Origin of the sequence: Acinetobacter lwoffii (genome assembly GCF_024129595.1) — a bacterium.
GTDB classification, from domain to species: Bacteria; Pseudomonadota; Gammaproteobacteria; order Pseudomonadales; family Moraxellaceae; genus Acinetobacter; species Acinetobacter lwoffii_O.
On record NZ_JAMXXS010000041.1, the window covers coordinates 1 to 20,660 of the forward strand.

Here is a 20,660-nt window from a genome sequence, read left to right on the forward strand (position 1 = left end):
CCTGGTCGTTAAAGTGTTTGTTTGCACTCATATTTTAACTGTTAGGACTCAGGTTTTTTTATTTAAAGCAAACTATGGGACAGCAGTGACCCTCGCGGTGGCTTTTTTCATGATCTAATTGATCAGCTTCAATTCTGGGATTTATTTCAACCGCTTCCCTGCTTCATCAATAATCATTTCCCCATCTTCCTTGCTAAAAGCTGCGCGCTGCGGAGCAGAAAGAATATCTAAAACAACTTCTGATGGTCGACACAATCTCACACCAAGTTCAGTCACCACAAATGGACGATTAATCAAAATCGGATATTGCAACATAAAATCAATCAGTTGATGATCTGTCCAATCACTGCTTTCCAAGTTGAGTTCTTCATAGGGCTTTACATTTTTACGAATTGCTTCACGTACCGACAGCCCCGCATCCTGAATTAACTGAATCAGCTCCTCTTTGGTCGGCGGTGTTTTCAGATATTCAATCACCATTGGCTCCTCACCGGTATTACGGATTAAGGCCAAGGTATTTCGAGAGGTTCCACATTCAGGATTATGATAAATCTTGATCTTTTGCGACATGACTTTTCTCAGTGCATAAACAATATTGCTTTTATATATGGATATCCGTATATTCGCAATAGTCAATATATCAGGATATCGCGATGCACCAGACCGATTTTTTTAAATGTCTTGCCGATTCAACACGTTTAGATATTTTAAAGCTGGTCATGGCCAAACAGAATGTCTGTGTCTGTGAGTTCACAGAGCAATTAAATCTGAGCCAGCCCAAAATTTCCCGTCATCTGGCCTTATTGAGAAATCTGGGCGTTTTGCTAGATCAACGCCAAGGGCAATGGGTTTATTACCGTTTAAATCCTGATTTGCCGGTCTGGGCAAATGAAGTATTAAAAATCATCGCACAAGATCCGGAAATTCAAAAGTTAAAATCTACCATTTCAGCGTCCTGCGAATTATCCTGAGCCAATATCATGTCTGCTTCAAAAATGTCATTTTTAGATAAGAATCTGACCATCTGGATTTTTATTGCCATGCTGCTGGGAATCGGGATTGGGGTTTTCTTTCCTCAAGCTTCGATCGCATTGGACCGGATGAGTATTGATTCGGTCAATATTCCGATTGCCATCGGTCTGATTGTCATGATGTATCCACCGCTTGCCAAAGTGGACTATGCCACCTTGCCGCAGGTATTTAAGGATAAACGCACGCTTACCCTGTCTCTGGTTCAGAACTGGCTGATTGCACCCTGCCTGATGTTTGCATTGGCGCTGATTTTTCTGCAATCCTATCCTGAATATATGACGGGTGTCATTTTGATCGGCTTGGCGCGTTGTATTGCCATGGTGCTGGTCTGGAATGGTCTGGCTTGTGGCGATAATCAATATGTGGCCGGACTGGTGGCATTTAACAGTATTTTCCAGATCCTGTTTTTCAGTAGCTATGCCTGGCTGTTTTTGACCTTCTTGCCACCTTATTTTGGTGTTGAAGCACAGATGATTGATGTTAGCTTCTGGACGATTACTCACGCGGTTCTGGTTTATCTGGGTATTCCATTTTTGCTGGGCTTTTTGACACGTTTGATTCTGGTCAAGCAAAAAGGTCTGGAATGGTATCAGACGCAGTTTATTCCAAAAATCAGTCCGCTCAGCCTGCTGGCCCTGTTATTTACCATTGTCGCCATGTTTAGCCTGAAAGGCGGTGATGTGGTCAGCCTGCCACTGGATGTACTCAGAATCGCCATTCCCCTGACCATTTATTTCATTGTGATGTTCTTTATCAGCTTCTTTATGAGCAAGTGGATGGGCAATGATTATCCTAAAACCGCGGCTATTTCTTTTACCGCTGCCGGTAATAATTTTGAACTGGCGCTGGCAGTTGCAATTGCCACTTTTGGTCTCGCGTCCCCTGTGGCATTTACCACGGTGATTGGCCCTCTGGTTGAAGTTCCGGTTCTGATTGCGCTAGTCAGCGTTTCATTATGGCTAAGAAAAAAATTGTTTAAAGAGGCATAACCCGATGGATCTCCCGAATATCAATGTGAATCTGCTAGAAACACCGACGCTGGATAAAGTTCAGGCCAAAGCACTGGATCATCCACCCCGGATTTTGCTGCTGTATGGTTCAAACCGTGAACGGTCCTATAGCCGGCTCGCTGTTCAGGAAGCGGGCCGGATACTGGAATATTTTGGCGCCGAAGTCAGAATCTTCCATCCCAAAGGATTACCTTTACCTGAAGATGCAGATACGAGCCACCCTAAGGTACAAGAACTGCATGAACTTTTGGTCTGGTCAGAAGGCATGGTCTGGTGTTCACCGGAACGTCATGGTTCGATGAGTTCGATTCTAAAAGCCCAAATTGACTGGATTCCTCTGGCAGCCGGTGCAATTCGTGCGACCCAAGGCAAGACACTGGCCGTGATGCAGGTTTGTGGTGGTTCGCAATCCTTTAATGCAGTGAATCAGTTGCGTGTTTTAGGACGCTGGATGCGGATGATCACCATTCCAAATCAGTCTTCTGTACCCAAAGCTTTCCTTGAATTTGAAGAAGATGGTCGCATGAAACCATCACCTTATTACAACCGCATTGTGGATGTGATGGAGGAACTCTACAAGTTCACTCTCCTCACCCGCGGTCAGTCTGCTGATCTCACCGATCGATATTCTGAACGGGTGGAAAGTGCCGAAGAATTATCAAAGCGGGTGAATCAGCAAAAGATCTAGTTTTATCTCAAATCCTCTGATCAACTTTTCAAAACTTAAATATTAAAAAATCCCGCTCAGGAAACGGGATTTTGTTTTTTGAAAATTTAACAGCCCTAAATCATTTCAATTAAAATTCTTTCGTTATACTCAGACCAGCGCTCCAGTTCCGTCCTTCTGCCGGCTCAAAGAAACGGCTATTACTTTCATTGACAATAACCGAACCAGAATAATCTTTATCAAACAGGTTATCGACACGCGCAAAAGTATTCACCGCCCAATCCTGCATTTTCCAGTTATAACCCACATTGGCGCCAGCAACCGTGTAGCTTGGTGCAGCATCAGAATTCAAGTCATTCACATAAATCTTATCGGAGTAACGCACATCCAGACCTGCATGTAGACCTTTTTCAGGCTTCCAGTCCAAACTTAAAAATGCCTGATTTTTGGCAATCCCCGGAATATAGTTACCCGATGCTATTCTAGATACTACAACCTCTCCTTCATCATTCCGAAGTTCAGGAATATCTGCATCAAAAGTAGCATCTATATAGCTATAGCTGGCTTGAGCAGTGAGATCACGCCATAAATTTTTATTCCAGGAGAGTTCAATACCTTCTCTTAAAGTTTTATCGGCATTACGGAAAGTAGAGCGACCATTGTCATTACCTGCAGAAACAATGTCATTCTTCGTCTTGGTCTGGAAAACTGCAACAGTAAAATCACCTAATGTATTTGCAGATTTCAATCCCATCTCATAAGTTCTACTTTCTGCTGCTTTTAGATCAAGTGTGCGACTACTGCCATCTGCTGGATAAGACATTTCGGTAAAGGTGGGCGTTTCAAAGCCTTGTGCATAACTGGCATAAGTCATCAGCTCAGGAAAAATCTGCCAGCTTAACGCAGCTGAAGGCAGTAATTTCTGATAATCGGTTTTACCCGAATTATTGCCATTCGCCAGAAACTTGTCTTTAGACTTGAAATGTACATTGCTATAGCGCAGGCCGGCATCTAAAGTCCAATCGGGAGCAAAATGATAAGAAGCTTGCAAATACGGATCTAAATTCCACAGGGTATTATCTTCATCTCGACGCAGTTCGCCTTTGACTCCCAAGCGATCACCTAAAAAGTTTTGATAGCCTTTACGGTCTTCGGTCATGGCATCTACGGCGACACCTGCAATCAGTTTAGTATTTGGTAGAATATCTTTACCCGTCCAGCGTAAATCTGTCCCATAAAAATTACGGTCAAAATCAATGACACCACCGGGATGATTTCGGGCTAGTTGAACTGTATTAGGTTTACAAATATCAGTATTTTCTTCATATGCACACTTTGGAATCGACTGATATTGCGTGACTGCGCGCTGTCCCCAGTAGGCCATGCCATACAGTTCATGCTGGTCATTGATCGGCTTATTCCAGGTCAAACCTGTTTGCAGTTGTTCAATTTCTTTACGTGCATTATAAAGAAGGACGTTGGTCGCGATCTGTCTGGGATTGACCTTCCACTGTTCTCGGGTTAAACCGCCCGGATCATCCGCTGCAATTTTAACGTAGTTATTCATCCAGTTGATTTTAGAACCATCTTCCAGATCCCAAGTCAGCTTGGCATTATGCAGAACTTTATGCGCGCCGCTATGCTCCCGATAGCCGTCGGTATCAAAATAAGATGAGCTAATGATATAAGCTGGTTCATCGGCATTTTCTGAACCACCTTGCAAAACCAGCTTGGTCTGCCCTTTGTTCTGGCTCCCTGCAGAATGCCCCAGTTCAATTGAGTCAGCACCTTGCCCTTCCTTTGTGGTGGTTAAAATCGTTCCCCCTGAAGAATTGCCATAGAGTGATGAAAATCCACCACCCAATACTTCAATATGATCCAGACTGTTCAAATCAATATTCGAGGTTTGTCCCTGTCCATCCGGCATCGTTGCAGGGATTCCATCCACATATAAACGTACACCCCGTACACCAAAACTTGAACGCGCACCAAAGCCACGCATCGAAATTTGCAGGTCTTGGGCATAGTTTTCACGGTTATTTAACTGTAGTCCTGGAACACCTTTTAATGTTTCCGAAAGGTTCACATTCATGCTGTTATCTTGTTCTTGATTCAGATAATACACTGACGCTGGTGTGGTCAATCGCTCCCGATCGGTACGGGTTGCTTGAATGACAATCGTGTCTAATCTTTGGACTTCTTGTGTGTCATTTTCTGCATAAATATTCTGACCTACGCAAGCAATCAGGCAGGATAAGGTCGATTTCACAAATGGAAATTTCGGGCTTTGATACATAAATGACAGGCCTTATTTGAAAGTGGTTTAATGCGGCAAATACCTTATCGAGATGGCGTACATCTCATGATTCAATTCATTTTGTTTTAAGCATCGATACCAAATAAGTATGCTAATTCGATGACATATAGTTCGTTCAATGAGTAGAAAGGCTTTGAGCTTAAAAATTTTGTGTTCGATAAATTCCGACTTGATTAATCTTTTATCTGAATAGCACTTAAAATCAGCCAGATACAAAGCATATTATTTTAATGCGATCTGAATGAAATTGAGCTTTCAGCAACAAATCAACATCATTTCTCTGTGTCCTTAAAACTGGATGTAGGCATTCAACAATACATAATAAAAAAGCCTGACGAATCAGGCTCCTTCATACTGATTTAAAAATTTAACTATTTATTGTCTGGCAAGGCATAAGCCACCAGAGAGTCGCCCATTTTGGTGCCAAAGGAACCATGACCACCGGCCATAATGACCACGTATTGCTTACCATTGGCTTCATAGGTCATTGGAGTAGCCTGACCACCTGCAGGTAGACGACCTTTCCATAGTTCATCACCGTTATTCACGTTGATGGCACGGATGTAGTTATCTTGAGTTCCACCCACAAACATCACGTTGCCCGCAGTTGAAATAGGGCCACCTAGCATCGGCACACCCATTTTGAATGGTGGCAATGGAATGCCCGGCATACTGTCACGAATGGTACCGATACGGCGTTTCCAGGCCACTTCATGAGTATTTAAGTCCACACCTGCAACAAAGCCCCAAGACGGCTGTTTACACGGCAGCCCAAACGGAGACAGGAACGCACTGATTTCAACGCCATAAGGTACACCATACATCGGTTGAACGCCGGCTTCTGTACCTGCACCTTTAGCCGTCTTAGGACGGTTCGGATCTTGAGGAATCAGTTTTGATACAAATGGCAGGCCAATCGGGTTGGTTAATGCAATTTGACGGTCCGGATTCACCGACATACCGCCCCATTCAAACACACCTAGGTTACCCGGGAAGACCAGCGTCCCATTTTCAGAAGGTGGGGTATAAATGCCATCGTAATTCAGTTTGTGGAAAGCAACACGGCAGACCAACTGGTCAAACATGGTCGCACCCCACATCTGTTTATCGGTCAATTTATCTTGTGGCGCCAGATTAAAGTCAGAGAACGGTTGAGTTTTAGAATAGAACTCGCCTTTGGTTTGAGGTCCACGCTTCACAGATTGTGGTACCGGTTTCTCGGTAATCGGCACAATCGCTTTACCATTACGACGGTCTAGCACAAAAGCATTACCGGTTTTGGTCAAGACATAAATGGCTGGAACCATATTGCCGTTTTTGTCTTTAATCTCGGTCAATGTCGGCTGTGAAGGTACGTCCATATCCCACAAATCATGATGGGTAGTCTGGAAGTTCCATACCAGCTTACCAGTCGTCGCATTCAGGGCCAGCATCGAGTTGGCATAACGCTCGTCCAGTTCAGTCCGGTGACCACCGTAAATATCCGGTGTACCGACACCCGTTGGTACGTAGACGATATCCAGCTCTGCATCATAGGCCAAAGGTGCCCAAGCATTTGGAGAGTTGTGTACAAATTTTTGACCCGGTGCAGGAATCAAATTCGGATCTTCAGCGCCTGTGTCAAATACCCAAAGCAATTCACCCGTATTGACATCATAACCACGGATCACACCTGACGGCTCTTCAGTTGAATAGTTATCGGTAGTTGAACCCGCAATAATAATGGTGGTACCGGTGACTACAGGCGGTGAGGTTGGAATATAACCGCCCGGATATGGGAATGGCATATCTTTTTGCAGATCGACTTCGCCATTTTTACCAAAGTCAGAACAGACTTTACCGGTGGTTGCATTTACCGCAACCAGACGCCCATCATTGACCGGTAAAATGACTTTTTGCGGACATTCAGCCGATGTGGTTTTCTTCGCAGCGAGACTGCTTTCAAAACCAGCCGTATTGTTGACATCATAATAAGATACACCACGGCAGGTTAAATGCTGATAGGTATGATCGGCTTTCAGTTTTGGATCATAGGTCCATTTCGCCTTACCAGTTGCCGGATCAAGCGCAGTCAATTTCTGGTGAGTGGTACAGATGTACATGTTGTCACCCACCTTTATTGGAGTAACCTGATTGGTGGTTTCACCCGAGTCATTTTCAGTCTTGAATTCGCCCGTGTGATATTCCCAAGCTACCTGTAAATCTTTGACATTTTCAGTATTAATCTGCTTTAAGGGTGAATACCGTAACCCGGACTGGGTACGGCCATAAGCAGGCCAGTCTTCATCTGCCACACCAGGGATTGGCTGGTGGGCTGCAGGCTGCTGCGATTTTAATTCACCGCGAATTTCTTGCGGGTCATTAAATACAGCATAAATCATGACAGCGATGGTAATGGCCAGTGAACCACCCAAGACAATTTTCGCGGTTTTAGCATGATCAAAGCCACGTGTGGCAGCCGGAATCAGCAGCGCTAAACCGAATAGACCTAGAATATCTAAACGCGGCGCAAGTGCAAAGAAATCTGAACCGACTTCCCACAGCCCCCACACCACTGTCGCCAAAACGAATATGGCATAAACAAGGAGTGCAGCACTTTTTCGTTTATACAAGAGAACTGCGGTCGCAATAAAGAGAATACCTGCAATGATGTAGTACCAAGACCCACCCAGCACTGCAAGATAAATCCCTCCAATCAGCAGTCCTATACCGAAAACAGCGGCAATGACCGCTAAAAACGTTTTCAGTACCGAACCTGATGATGAAGTATTCATATTGAACACCTATAAAAGTTTTTTTGAAAGTCCATGCACATGACAGGCATGAGCACCCTTATTGTTAAATTCTGAGTTATAAATACATCAATGTCTTAAGCAGGCATTGCCCATTACTGCAACAAAGCACCTAGAGATTCAATAGTGTATTTGCAACTAAAAACTATATTTTAAAATGACGTATTAAACTTGATTCCGCCCACCCAGACATTTTCACCATCTTTATATGCACCGACGTGACGCACATATTGCACATTCGGGCGAATGGTGAGCCAATTAGTGGCATGTAAGCCATAATAAATTTCTGCATCGATTTCTTGATGACGGTCAGCACTGACATCGTCATTCATGTTGATGCGTGCAATACCAAATGCGATTTCATCTTGAGGGCGTGAATCCATTGCACCCTTATAAACCAGCCCGATATTTTGCATATCACTGACATTATTGGTTTTGGAGTCATGCACTGTCGCATTCACAAAGCCGGTCAAACCACGCGAAGTATCTCCGTGATGTGCAGTCAATTGTTGCTTGGCAACAATCCAGCCCCCATGGTGATGATCGGTTTGATCTGGATTGGAAATGACTTCAGCCTCTGCTGTACTGTAGTAATAACCGGCACGGTATTCACCCGGTAGTTTCTGTTCACCCAGTTTAGGTGCCCAAACCACTTCTGCAGGAAGCATTGCCCCTTTGGAACCATCCGTACTCAGGTTAAATCCTTTACCACGTTCCAGATTCTCAGGGTTGTATTCATAAGCACCGACTTGGGCATAAAATTCAGGGTTAAGGTTATATTTGACCCGTGCAGCCCATTGGCTTACCGGCCAGTTGTACCACTGATCGCCAACCCAGTTCCCGACTTGTGAACCGCATAGGGCCAGATTCTGGAAATCACAGTCAAAACTATTGAAGTCTTCACCCTCACCAAAGCGTCCGACTTTCACATCCAGTTTTTGTTCCAGGAATTTTTTCTTGATCCATAAATCAGTCAGGCGCCAGGTTTGACCACGGCCCCAGACTTCTTGCACTGAACTCAGATGGCCATTTAAAGCAGCAGCGCTTTGAGACAGTGACTGACCGTTACGCTGGGTCACTGTTATTTGTGCTTCGGTGTCTTGCCAGCCTGCAATTTTTGCCAGATCCAGATGTGCCCCAAAAACAAACTGGTCCGCATATTCAGTTTTATGGTTTGAAGATCTTTGCGCATCGATCAAGCTTGCCATTTCACCGGTATAACCAAAACTGAAATCATAGCCCTGATTTTGGAGTGCTGTACGTTGCCCGTTCCAGTCACCGAGCATCCACGGGCTTTCCGAACTGAAAGCAGCTTCAGCATGCACAGTGGTCGTGGTTAAGATGAAAGAGGCACAGCAAAGGTAAACGGCCTTCGATAATGGGGAGAGATACATTGAATGTGACACCTTCATCACCATAGGAAGCTTTTTATTATACGCCTGTTGATTTTAAAAAATCGTTACTAATAGATAAAAAGTATGAATAAAATGTTATATTTATTAGTATTATTATATGCTTTTTGTAAATTTAAAATTTATAAGTATCTGTTTATCATCATATTAAATTTAACAACATCAAACCATAGTTCCAAAGAAAAATTTGATATTCATCAGATAGATTTAGCTTTAATTTCTTATAAAAGATTCAGAGATAAATCAGCTCCATTACTATTTAATTTTCTTCATTTCAAATCATGCAACGCTACATTTTTTGTTGATTGAATACTGAATCACTATTGCGATAAGGCTTTTAAAAACATGAAAAAATTATTGTCATTTCACCATAAACTTTTAAAAATTAGATTATGCTAAAGTTATTCTGATAAGAAATTGCGTCGCTTTAAAACAATAATCTAGCTTAATAGACGAGAACAAGCATGAAAGGTTCAATCCTTGATTTTTCTATTCAACACAATACCGGTTTTATCTCGGGGGATGATAATCAGCGCTATAGCTTTAATGGCGCAGACTGGCGTAGTGAGCGTCCACCTTCACGCGGTGATCGGGTCGATTTTATCGTCAATACCGCGGGTGAAGCATCTGAGGTTTATTTAACCTCAGGCAGTTCTATTTATCTGGGAGAAAAAATTTCCAGTCAGCTTGGCAAATATTCAAATCTGGATCAAGCCGAGGAAAATTACAGCAGCATTGACTGGTTTGTAAAATGTCTGACCAACTATGCAAACTTTTCCGGCCGTGCACGCCGTAAAGAATTTTGGTTCTTTATGCTGTTTTGTGTAATTTTAGGCATTGTTGCTGAGGTAATTGATACAGTTTTAGGCACTAAACCGCTGGTGAATAGCCTGCTTAATCTGGCACTTCTAGTCCCAAGTCTGGCCGTTGGCGCGCGTCACTTGCATGATGTAGGACGTTCTGGTTGGTGGCAATTACTGACGCTTACCGTGATTGGCATACTGGTACTGATCTGGTGGTGGGCAACTGAAACCAAGCAACAAAACAATGAGTATGGTGCTCCTGCCAAATAACCGAACCTTACAAATCCCGTCTTGATGCGGGATTTGTTTATCGATTATTTAATGACTAAATATCAGCAAAATCAGACTTTCTCCATGCTGCGAGATCAATTAGTGAAATTTCCAGATGCTGTATGGGTGCAAATCTATAAAGATAAAATGCAGCTGATGAATATAGATGGCACGATTACGCATACTCTGCTACCCGATGTGCCTTATGCCCATCCGCGGAGTATTATTGCCGACTTTGATGCAGCCGCGGTGACGCTGAAACGGCTGTTACCATCGTCAATGATGAAGAAACTATTTAGCTCTATAGCACTGCTGCAAATTATGGATCTGCCTGAAGACGGTTTAACCGAAGTTGAAAAGCGCGCGTTACTCGAACTCGGTTATGAAAGTAGCGTGCAAAATGTCATCCTGTTTGACCATGCAGGAAATGCACTGACCAAAGCCAGAGTTCCACCCCAACATCGAATGACGATCATCAATATTTTACTGGTGATTATCATTATGGTGGTGTTGGCATCGACCTGGTTTTTGACGCTTTAAATGTTCTTGTAAGAGCAAAAATCCCGCACGCTGCGGGATTTTTATTGAGATAACAATCTAATAAGAGAGTTGATCTGTATAGATGTAGCAGCTTATAGACAAAATATCTCTAAAAATCAGCTCAAATAAAATAAGCAAAAATTAGGGTTTATTTAAAATAATCTAGCAACTGATTAAAGCGGTCTATTTGATATTTAGGCTGTGCCAGTGCTAACTCTTCCTGACTACCATAACCATAATTTACCGCAATAGTATCAATACCATTTTGACGGGCACCAAAAATGTCATGCTCACGGTCACCCACCATCAGGCATTGATCGGCCTGTAATTTTTGCTGCTCTAAAATATACTGAATCAGCTCAGCTTTATTGGTTCGCTCGCCATTCAGCTCACTACCATAAATGTCGGTAAAATACTGGGCCAGATCAAAATGTTCCAGAATCTGTTTGGCATACACTGTCGGTTTTGCTGTAGCGACAAACAAGCGATAACCACGGCGTTTCAGTTCTGCCAGCGTTTCTGCTACACCCTCAAAAACATGATTTTCATAGAGACCCTTGACTGCAAAGCGCTCCCGATAACCCATCAAGGCCTGTTCAGCCAGAACATGATCGGCCTCAACATTTAAAATTTTGGCAAGCGAGGCTTTTAAGGGCGGACCAATAATCCAGTCGATATTGATCTCGTCACTAATCGGATGACCGATCTTTTCCAGACCATAGCGTGCAGACGTCGTAATCCCCACTTTCGGATCGGTTAATGTCCCATCCAGATCAATTAAAATATTCTTAATCACCGCCCATCCCCTCTCATTAGTACCGATATAAATTAATATCGAGAGTTCATTCAAATTTGCCTATACTAATGCAATTTTAGTGAATGAAGGACATCATTTTGCGCCCTACCGTACTTTGCTTTTCCGGTTTAGACCCTTCAGGTGGAGCCGGCCTTCAAGCAGATATTGAAGCCATTGGTCAAAGTGGTGCACATGCGGCAATTGCCTGCACAGCCCTCACTATTCAAAATTCACAGCAGGTTTTTGGTTTCGAAGCCACTTCCAGAGAATTGCTGTTGGCACAGGCCAATGCGGTGGTCAATGACCTGCCCATTCGTTGCGTAAAATCTGGCATGTTAGGCACCACAGACAATATCGCAGCACTGGCCGAGTTTCTGGCTGCACATCCAGATTATCTGTATGTGCTGGATCCGGTTTTGGTCGCGAATAGTGGCGGTTCGCTGGGTAATCAAGAAACGCTGGTCAAAGCATTTACCCAGTTGATTCCATTAGCCACTATCTTAACGCCGAACACGGTTGAACTACGCGCCCTGACGGGTGAGCAAGACCTCAAACTGGCCACTCAAAAATTATTTGAAATGGGTGCACAGGCAGTTTTGGTCAAAGGTGGCCATGAAGATACGCCAGATTACATTCAGAACAGCCTATATATCGCAGGTGAGCTGGTCAACGAAACTCGCTGTCCACGTCTGCCAGGTGAATATCATGGTTCAGGCTGTTCACTGGCCAGTTTCATTGCCGGACGTCTGGCCATGGGTGATCAGTTGAAAACTGCGGTACAGCATGCTGAAACCTGGTTATTTGGGGTATTAAAAAATGCTGAAATTCCTGTTCCAAATGGCCAGAGAATTCCAAAGCGTTTTTAAGATCACACTTCTTAAAATCAAAACTAAAAAAGCCTGAGTCATTCAGGCTTTTTTATCACTGCTATTTTTTAAACAATACTATTTGGCCTGATAAATGATTTTGCTTACATAGGTCGGTAAATTCCAAGCACCACCGGCGAAGCCTTTGCATTGTACGGTCAGACCACTGAAGCTTTTGACAAATTTCTTGCCATTCCACGCCCATTCGTTCTGACTCAGACAATCGCCCAAACCACGCACTTTATGCCCGGAAAATATCTGGCCTTGGTTAAATGTTTCTCCCGAGGTCGTCACCAACTGTTTAAATTGCTTGTTTCGATCCATCAGCCAGAAGCCACTACCCATATTATAAGCCCCACGCCAGCATGGAATCTGAATCAGTTGATTCTGGGCATTAATGGGATAAATGGTCATAACATCATCATCCAGAAAACGCTGGCTAAACAGCAAATCACATTGATCTTCCTTGGTGGTGGCTTGCAGTTTTCGAATCATCTGCTGACTTGTTGCCGTATTCAGTTTTGCTTGAGTGACTTTGCCTGACTGATATTTTGGTATCTGAATTTTCGGTATCGCTGCAGCTTTGAGCACCGCCTGATTGGATTTTTTCCCCGGCCTGATCAAGGCTGAGGGCGTAGAAAGTCGACGCTGAAATTCATCCATCTTGAGTAAAACGGCACTGGCACCGGAAGTCGACAGGTTCCAGCGTGATTGCGTATTCTTAAATACAACCGGAGCTGTTCCCTGTACAGCTTTTAGCAAGGCTCGCGTTTGATCAGTACTGAGTTGCCCTATTCCCTCCCGATTCAGACCAATCACACCATAAGGTGTGCTGGCAATTTGTAGCTGAAGCTGTCGTGTAGGTGTGGCAGCAGCTAAGGGTAAAATCTGGACTTGGGCTTTGATACTACTGTTTGCACCCGCAGCACGCTCTAGTAGCACCGAAACCGGCTGATCAATATTTTGATCCGATTGATAACCGGCAGCACGGCAGGTGCCGGTATTATCACAGGAAATTTCCCAGTCTTTATGTAAAAAATGCAGTCCCTGAATAGCAGCCAGACTCCATGAACTGATACTGGCTAGACCAAATGTGATACTCATGATTTTGATGCTGTAGATCCATTTTTGTTTCATCATTTAGTCCTTATTTAAAACGCTTGCCGAGGTAGCAGGCTGCATCTGCTCAATCTGCTTCTGTTTATCTTTTTTCTTGCGCTCATTGCTCAGGGTCGCCATTAAATCCTGCGCCAAAGCCTTAAGCAGAATCATATCTTCGGCCTGCATCTGTCTCGGTTGTTTATCCAGCAGACATAGACTCCCAAGCGCAATTCCATTTTTATCTTTTAAAGGCACACCAGCATAGAAACGGATATGATGCTGTCTTAATTCTGACAGATGTGGAAAGCGCGGGTCACGCTGCAAGTCTTCTATCACCAAAAGCTCATTCTGATAGAGCAAATGGGTACAGACTGAATCCTTGCACATTTGTCGGGTTGCAACAGGCTCCTGAGTAAAAGGACTGATTGGAATATACATTTCATGCTGATTCAGCCAGGAAATTTGTGCGTAATCAACGTCAAAGGCTTGACGGGCTTCTTCAATATATTGTTTATAAAGGGTCTGATGACGATGATCCAATAAACCCAATTCATTTAAAGCCTGCTGCCGTTCTTTTTCATTCTTGATCTCCAGATTCTCAAACCAGCTTTCGCCTTCATTCAAGGTATAAGTTTCGATAGTCAGAATCAGATCATCGACATTATTGACCAATGCCTCCAGCTCAAAACGTTGTTGCAGTTCATCCAGAAGCTCCAGCTGCATCACGCCCCAAGTCGCAAAAATGATTTTCAGTTCAGGATATTGCTGTGCCAATCGATATTTCAGCAAACGAATCTGTGCCGCAGGCGCATGATGAAAAATAGACACACATAAAATCTTGATCGAAGCTGGTAATACAATACCCTTTCCTGATTCACTCGATTGAATCAATACATCCGGATCATTTCGGGCAGCAATATTTTTGAGATTCAGCGCGTGTGCCAACATGGCAGAAATCTGGGTGTCAATTTCCCAACGCGCACCGACACAATAAACTTCGGGCTGCTCGTTACTTAATTTACTCGGATAGGCTTTTTGGAAAGCATGATTAAAGAACTGCAAGCCCTGATAAAGACGCAACCGGTGCTCGGCAGTAACATCGGTATCATGTCCTTGCGAATAAATCCGAATAGCTGGAATGGCCACTTCGCCATAGAACATTTGTACACGGCGGGCCACCTCCTCCGCACAGGGCTTTTTTGGCAATTGCGCACAGATGTAATCATTGGCTACCTGCATTGCATCATTGACTTCATCAGCCACCAGTCGTTGATAAAAGCGTTCGGAGGGTGACAATACTGGCGTACTGCCAAGCAAAGTTTTAACAAAACCCAGTGCCGGCACGTAGTTGGACAAAACCAGCAGGCAGGCAGTCAAAGGCGTCGACAAGATCAGCCCTACCGGTCCCCAGAGGGTGGTCCAGAACGTAGCAGCCAGAATAATCGCCAAGGTAGACAGACCGGTACTTTCCCCATAAAGCCAAGGTTCAATCACGTTATTGCTGATGAGTTCCAGCACCAGAATCAAGCCCACAGTCCAGAGCACCATGTCCCAGCCCGGATCAACGGCAAAAGCCAGTGTAATCGGGAAAATAGCTGAAACGATCGGACCAACATAGGGTACAAAACGCATAACCACCGCGACCAGCCCCCACATGATCGCTGCCGGTACGCCAATCAATAACAGTCCAATCGCCATGGGAATGCCATAAGTGACATTGACCAGCAGCTGCATGCGCAAATAGGTTCCGATACTTTTGCCGGCATCATCCAGCGCATCGGTGCCGATATTCAGATTACCGCCCAAGAGTTTCAGAAAGCGGTCGTGCAGGTCTTTGCCATTGAATAAAATCAATACCATAAACAGGAACACAATCCCGATAATCGCCAGCGGATTCAGGATTTTACTCAACCAGTCCAGCGCAGCCTCTTCACTCGTTGGTTCCAAACCGACCACTTTGACATTCTGCACATTCGGGTCTTCTGTTTCCTGTTCGGATGTGTCTATCGAATCTTCGACTGTGTCAAAGGTCTGGATCGCACCGTCCCACATACTCGGTCCCTGACGATAGTTTTCGAGCATTTTCAGTTTTTGCTGGATAGTGTCCTGATATTGCGGCAGTTCCTGACTCAGCTTGCCAAGTTGCACCCCCAGATAAGTTGCAGTACCGCCCAGAAATGACAAGGTCAAGCACATGACCAGGCCAATCGCCGCCCATTGGGGACACCCCCATCGCTTTAAACGGGAAACCAGAGGAGAAAGTAAAAATGCCAGCAGAATGGCCAAAGCCAGCGGAATAAAAATATCACGACCAAAATACAACGCCGTCATGACGACAGCAGCAATTACAAAGCCTGCCATCATTCTGAGTGCATGGTGGGTGCGCTGTCGCTCGGACTGATCCGGCATCAATACTTCAGTCTGTTGTTGCAGGTTGGCCTGTCGTGGTTTTACTTGACTGTTCTTGTTGTTATCCACCTGGAAAGTCCTAAAATATTATTCCTTCAACATAATTTAGGACTTTCTATATTTTTGTTACAAAGGTATTCCTGTAATCATTTGCAAAGATATTTCACTTAAATCTTTTCAGATGAGTGGATTAACTCACGCTTTTGATCCGGCGCATTTTCCGGGTTTCGAGTTGCACAGGGACTGAAGTATGTTGATGCAGCAATTGCCATTTACCTTGCTGCTTGCTCAGGCACATGCTGACCCGACACCAGCCCAACTGGAAAATCGGTTCAATCATCGCATAGTTGACTCGCACATAGCCATCCACCATGGCCAGATCATGCGTGACATGAATATTCATATTCTGCCGCTCTACACGTATTCCTTCGGGCATAAAGTGCCGATATTGTTGCCAGAGTGCCTGATAGGCTTCGACACCTTTCACTTCCATACTGACATCGACCAGACGGATATCGGGTCGGCACAATTCAATAATATCCTGAATTTCGAGTCTGGCTATGGCATTGTCCCACTCTCGAAGAAATGCCATGACTTCCCGAGCCAATTGTTCATCCCCCAAAAATCTGCATCAAATTTTCCTCAATCGGACAAGTCAGACCTGAATTCGGAATTCAATTAACTGACCCGATTTCTGATCTTTTGTTCTTATTATTTTGCCTATGCTAAAGCGTTATTCTCGCTTTGCTCTCCTCACTGCCTGATTGGATACAGCCCACCTGAAAATTATTTTTTAAATTATTTTTATTTCAATCAGGATGAATATGCTGTTTCTAGATTGGATGATTCAAAAATCAGCAGCGATTAAAAGTTACTTTAGAACTTTTATTGCATGCCTGTAAATGACATAAAGCGTCATTTAAAAATAGAAATAATTTTAGATCTGAATAAGATAGCGAGCTGTTACAGACCAAGTCGATCTGTTTATAAATTTCGTATGGCATTAATAAAGTTTTAAGGCATTTGATCCATGCCATATCAACAGATAAAAGCCATCATTCAGATAATGGCTTTACTATAGGTCTGCTTTGGCATTTCAATGATTTCGACACAAAGCTGTATTTTTAAGTCTGGCTGGGCCGCAATATATTGCTGCATGACGTCGAGCACCAATTCGGAAATTGCCTGACGAACTTCGACACTGCGCCCGCTCAACAGTGAAACTTTAGCATGCACATAGGCCTGATCTGTAACAACATTCAGTCCAATCACATAATCCTGCTGCATAATCGCACGACTTTTTAAATCATTGGGATCGGTGACATGGCCGGCGTTAAAAAGTGCCTGATGAATCGCGACCAATAAAGGTTTGATCTCGATATGTTGCAGATTGTCAGAATATTCCAGATGCAGGTGTGGCATTAAAGTGGTCTCAAATCGAAATGTGAGGATCAGGGCGACAGGAAAATAATCTGCCCAGAATTTCAGCAATAATGAGAATAATACGATTAATCAACCGTATTATTCTCTCGTCAGAATTTTAGTCTAGGGCTAAATTTAAGCTTTCTTTACATATTCGGATTTCAGTTTCATCGGGCCGATTCCCTCGATTTTACAATCGATATCATGCCCATCTGCAGCATCAGGCAGCAAGCGGATACTTTTTACCTTGGTGCCCACTTTCACCACTGAAGATGAACCTTTGATTTTCAGGTCTTTAATCACCGTTACGCTATCACCGTCCGCCAGCACATTGCCATTGGCATCCTTAATGATCACTTGCTCTTCAGTGATTTCACCTTCTTTCCACTCGTGTGCGCATTCTGGACAGATCAGTAGATCGCCATCTGCATAGGTATATTCAGATTGACATTTTGGACAGTTTGGCAGACCCATAAGAACCTCGAAAAAAAGAGAAAAATAAAATAAATGAAACAAATAAGCGCACAGTATAGCATCTTTGTCAGGCGCGCTGATGGAGAGGACATTGGGATGAAACCAACACAGGAGATCCAAGGAATTAATTGTCTGAAATCTGCGGATTAACCAGCAAAGACAGGAGTTGCAGTGATTCCTGCCAACTCAAATGACATACCGCTGGCGGCACCACATCCGGATAACCCACCTGAATAATGTGTAAACCGGTACCGATTGACACTTTTTCAAAGATGATCGTGACCTCTATTTCACCCTGCAATTCGGGGGTAGAAAACTGATCGGTATAGCGCAGCAACTGATTGGGAATGACCTCATGATAAACACCATGAAAATGATGCTGGGTCCCGGTAGAAAAATTGGTAAAGGTGGTTTTATAGCTGCCGCCGGGTTTAACTTCCGCATGTTCTACTTTGGCAATAAAGCCATGTGGTGCCAGCCATTTGGCCAGTGCATCCGGATGCACAAAGGCACGATACACCCGCTCCGGTGGTGCGCTGAACACACGATGCATTTTTAAGGTGTAACTCATTTTTTCTTGTCCTTTGTTCTTATTATTTTTTATTGCGGGATATTCCCTGCATTTGTTGTAACTAAATCCTCAGCATCATCAGCCTGAGTTAAGTACTCATCTGAGTTATTTTATCCAGTTTTGAGCTGGCTATATATAATGAGTATGTATCTATACTTAAGCTCAAATCTTCGTATAGCAATTAAATAGAGCAATAAAAAAACCCGGCAGCACCGGGTCTCTTATTTTAAATGCTTTAAATACAAGCATGCTCAGCTACTACGCAGGCTGCTCTCTTCGTCATCCAGCTCATCATCATAGACATAGGCCATGCAACCCCAGCCATCATATTCGCCCTGAAATTGTGCAGCGATTTTGCTGAACCATTGTTCCAGATCCACGATATCTTCGTAGGCAGGCTCCATATACACATAAATCGTGATAATCCATTCCAGGGTATCGCTTTCTTCGTCCTGAAACAGGCTGATTTTTTGCTCTTCTTTTAATAGATGCAAGGCACAACGATCTGCCTGCGCTTCATCCGCAAAGGCAATCGAAAATTCAATTTCGTGCGCTTCTTGCAAGTCGTCGCCATCCTGATGCATTTGCCACAGTACATTGCCATTTTCATCGTCAGGGAATTGATTGTAATCACGTGACATAGAAGTATCCTTATTATGATGCTGTTTTATTCTGCATTTAAGATTAGCTGATTTTTGTACCATTATCGAGATACAGACAAAAAATATTATCTTTTAACCATAAATAAACATATGATTTTTATAAATATAAAAATAAGTAAGGGGATCAATATATTCAAGATACCTAAAGGTCAAAAATCCTGAAAAATATCAGGATTTAAACCAACTTATGGCATTCAGAATACTCTGGTAAAAATCTTCTAGCCCTATGAGTGTCATGATCTAAGCGATGTATGGATGCAGATGATCTTGTTTCAATTGCAAAACCAGTGCAGCAAACTTGAGCTCCTCTAAACGCAGATCAAGATAGGATTCTTGAATCATCGCCTGACTCAGTGCCTGCCCGGTATAATTCAGCAAGACATAATCATCCTTTAAGGCTTGCAATATCTCGCCCAGATTTTCTGTGCTTAATTGAGAGAGATATAAATCTGCCTTACAGTTGAAAGCCAGACTCAGGATTTCAATAGTACTTCGACGGCGATTGTCGTCGACATAATTACAGCTCGCCACCTGCTGTGTTTCTATGGCCTGCTGAATTCTGTCACGGACATTGCGTAAATACCGAACCGCATCCTTTTCGCTATAACCCTCAATCAGCTGCTCTAAAACCTGTGTTGCGGGAAGCTGCAAGCCGAAGCGCTGGGCCTGTATTTTATGCTGTAAAGCACTCAATACCTCTTGCAAGCGATGCTGTTGTTTAGCCTGTTCATAATAACCGTGCAAACTTTGTCGGGCCTCCTGCTCAACCTCGGCCACGGCCTGCGCCTGAAACTGGGCAAGATAATCTTTTACTCTTGCGATATAGGCTTTGAGATCATCGATCATGATCGAAGCATCCAGCTTGGTCGCTTCAACAAAGTTTTCGGCCTGCAAAGTCCGATTAATAATATATTGCTCGATATCCCAGATATCCTGATATTTTTTATATTTATTCAGCGCAATGTTTAAACTGCCATTCTGTACCCGCAGTTGGGTGATTTCATAATTCAATTCATCGACTTGAGTTTCATAATCTGCCAATTTGCTGCGGGAATGATCCAGATTTTCCTGTAAAAACTGAATATTGCTGCGTAATGAAGCCTGTACCTTCAAGCTCCATAGCAATGCACATATTGAAATACTCGCGAGAACGAAGAGAGCCATACTGAGCATCGTTCTTTCCTTTAACCCCGGGCAGCGCCCTAAACCATCAAATTAAAAATTTATTATAAAGTAATGATTGATTTTGCATCACTTCAGCCAGATAAGCAAAGCCATTGATCACCACTAAGTCATTCATTCATTTTATTTTTCTACAAAATTTTTATGTGTAAGTCATACATGGCGGGCTGATTTCCAGCTTAAACCAAATCCATTCTGAAACAACTTACGATATTTTTTATATCAAAGGATATAATTTGAAAGCGCGGATTCAAATCCCAAGTGCGACACATTTGTAGTTAGTTGAAAAAGTTAGGTGTATTAGAATCATTAGACTTTTTCAACTCGCAATTGG

19 protein-coding genes are annotated in these 20,660 nt (G+C 43.5%); 6 read left to right on the forward strand and 13 right to left on the reverse strand.

The window, feature by feature from the left end:
- Positions 1–141: 141 nt before the first annotated feature.
- The gene (gene arsC, locus NI466_RS13805) at positions 142–570 is read right to left on the reverse strand and encodes an arsenate reductase (glutaredoxin) (RefSeq protein WP_253173859.1); all 429 of its coding nucleotides are present in this window, start codon (positions 568–570) and stop codon (positions 142–144) included.
- A gap of 83 nt (positions 571–653) precedes the next feature.
- On the opposite strand from arsC, the gene NI466_RS13810 reads away from it, so the two are divergent.
- The 3 genes from NI466_RS13810 to arsH are packed head-to-tail and all read left to right on the forward strand — an operon-like array spanning position 654 to position 2,730.
- Entirely contained in the window at positions 654–971 is a 318-nt protein-coding gene (locus NI466_RS13810; protein WP_253173860.1) for a metalloregulator ArsR/SmtB family transcription factor, read from the forward strand.
- 9 nt (positions 972–980) lie between these two features.
- Positions 981–2,021, forward strand: a complete 1,041-nt coding sequence (gene arsB, locus NI466_RS13815; protein WP_253173861.1) for an ACR3 family arsenite efflux transporter — start codon at positions 981–983, stop codon at positions 2,019–2,021.
- 4 nt (positions 2,022–2,025) lie between these two features.
- Positions 2,026–2,730, forward strand: a complete 705-nt coding sequence (gene arsH / locus NI466_RS13820) for an arsenical resistance protein ArsH (RefSeq protein ID WP_253173862.1) — start codon at positions 2,026–2,028, stop codon at positions 2,728–2,730.
- A 109-nt stretch (positions 2,731–2,839) separates the two neighbouring features.
- Here the strand turns inward: arsH and NI466_RS13825 are convergent, their stop codons facing one another.
- The 3 genes from NI466_RS13825 to NI466_RS13835 form a co-directional block, all read right to left on the reverse strand.
- The gene (locus NI466_RS13825; protein ID WP_253173863.1) at positions 2,840–5,005 is read right to left on the reverse strand and encodes a TonB-dependent receptor; all 2,166 of its coding nucleotides are present in this window, start codon (positions 5,003–5,005) and stop codon (positions 2,840–2,842) included.
- Positions 5,006–5,397: 392 nt separating this feature from the next.
- Positions 5,398–7,800, reverse strand: a complete 2,403-nt coding sequence (locus tag NI466_RS13830) for a glucose/quinate/shikimate family membrane-bound PQQ-dependent dehydrogenase (RefSeq protein ID WP_253144273.1) — start codon at positions 7,798–7,800, stop codon at positions 5,398–5,400.
- A 170-nt stretch (positions 7,801–7,970) separates the two neighbouring features.
- Complete coding sequence (locus NI466_RS13835) at positions 7,971–9,212, reverse strand: carbohydrate porin (protein ID WP_253173870.1); 1,242 nt, start codon at positions 9,210–9,212, stop codon at positions 7,971–7,973.
- Between the two features lie 482 nt (positions 9,213–9,694).
- Between NI466_RS13835 and NI466_RS13840 the strand changes: the two genes are divergently transcribed.
- Together NI466_RS13840 and NI466_RS13845 are read left to right on the forward strand one after the other, a co-directional pair.
- Entirely contained in the window at positions 9,695–10,303 is a 609-nt protein-coding gene (locus NI466_RS13840; protein WP_253173864.1) for a DUF805 domain-containing protein, read from the forward strand.
- Between the two features lie 24 nt (positions 10,304–10,327).
- Entirely contained in the window at positions 10,328–10,843 is a 516-nt protein-coding gene (locus tag NI466_RS13845) for a hypothetical protein (RefSeq protein WP_354268457.1), read from the forward strand.
- 148 nt (positions 10,844–10,991) lie between these two features.
- Here NI466_RS13845 and NI466_RS13850 read toward each other — a convergent pair whose 3' ends face one another.
- The gene (locus tag NI466_RS13850) at positions 10,992–11,639 is read right to left on the reverse strand and encodes an HAD family hydrolase (RefSeq protein ID WP_004645903.1); all 648 of its coding nucleotides are present in this window, start codon (positions 11,637–11,639) and stop codon (positions 10,992–10,994) included.
- A gap of 98 nt (positions 11,640–11,737) precedes the next feature.
- Here NI466_RS13850 and NI466_RS13855 point away from each other — a divergent pair, with 98 nt between their 5' ends.
- Positions 11,738–12,505: a hydroxymethylpyrimidine/phosphomethylpyrimidine kinase gene (locus tag NI466_RS13855; RefSeq protein ID WP_035341206.1), complete on the forward strand. Its 768-nt coding sequence runs from the start codon at positions 11,738–11,740 to the stop codon at positions 12,503–12,505.
- A 78-nt stretch (positions 12,506–12,583) separates the two neighbouring features.
- On the opposite strand, the gene NI466_RS13860 is transcribed toward NI466_RS13855, so the two are convergent.
- The 8 genes from NI466_RS13860 to NI466_RS13895 form a co-directional block, all read right to left on the reverse strand.
- On the reverse strand, positions 12,584–13,642 hold the full coding sequence (locus tag NI466_RS13860) for a DUF1176 domain-containing protein (protein WP_354268458.1): 1,059 nt from the start codon (positions 13,640–13,642) through the stop codon (positions 12,584–12,586).
- A gap of 3 nt (positions 13,643–13,645) precedes the next feature.
- The gene (locus NI466_RS13865) at positions 13,646–16,084 is read right to left on the reverse strand and encodes an AI-2E family transporter (RefSeq protein ID WP_253173867.1); all 2,439 of its coding nucleotides are present in this window, start codon (positions 16,082–16,084) and stop codon (positions 13,646–13,648) included.
- Between the two features lie 121 nt (positions 16,085–16,205).
- Positions 16,206–16,607: a YybH family protein gene (locus NI466_RS13870; protein WP_253173868.1), complete on the reverse strand. Its 402-nt coding sequence runs from the start codon at positions 16,605–16,607 to the stop codon at positions 16,206–16,208.
- Between the two features lie 467 nt (positions 16,608–17,074).
- Positions 17,075–17,437 (reverse strand): 5-carboxymethyl-2-hydroxymuconate Delta-isomerase, encoded by a 363-nt coding sequence (locus NI466_RS13875; protein ID WP_129717772.1) that lies wholly within the window; start codon positions 17,435–17,437, stop codon positions 17,075–17,077.
- Between the two features lie 135 nt (positions 17,438–17,572).
- Positions 17,573–17,911, reverse strand: coding sequence for a zinc ribbon domain-containing protein YjdM (locus NI466_RS13880; RefSeq protein WP_064097130.1), 339 nt, complete (start codon positions 17,909–17,911; stop codon positions 17,573–17,575).
- Between the two features lie 124 nt (positions 17,912–18,035).
- The gene (locus tag NI466_RS13885) at positions 18,036–18,482 is read right to left on the reverse strand and encodes an SRPBCC domain-containing protein (protein WP_005106162.1); all 447 of its coding nucleotides are present in this window, start codon (positions 18,480–18,482) and stop codon (positions 18,036–18,038) included.
- A gap of 251 nt (positions 18,483–18,733) precedes the next feature.
- A complete protein-coding gene (locus NI466_RS13890) occupies positions 18,734–19,123 on the reverse strand; it encodes a ribonuclease E inhibitor RraB (protein ID WP_004281735.1) in 390 nt (129 codons plus the stop codon).
- A gap of 261 nt (positions 19,124–19,384) precedes the next feature.
- Complete coding sequence (locus tag NI466_RS13895; protein ID WP_253173869.1) at positions 19,385–20,317, reverse strand: SNIPE associated domain-containing protein; 933 nt, start codon at positions 20,315–20,317, stop codon at positions 19,385–19,387.
- Positions 20,318–20,660: the final 343 nt, after the last annotated feature.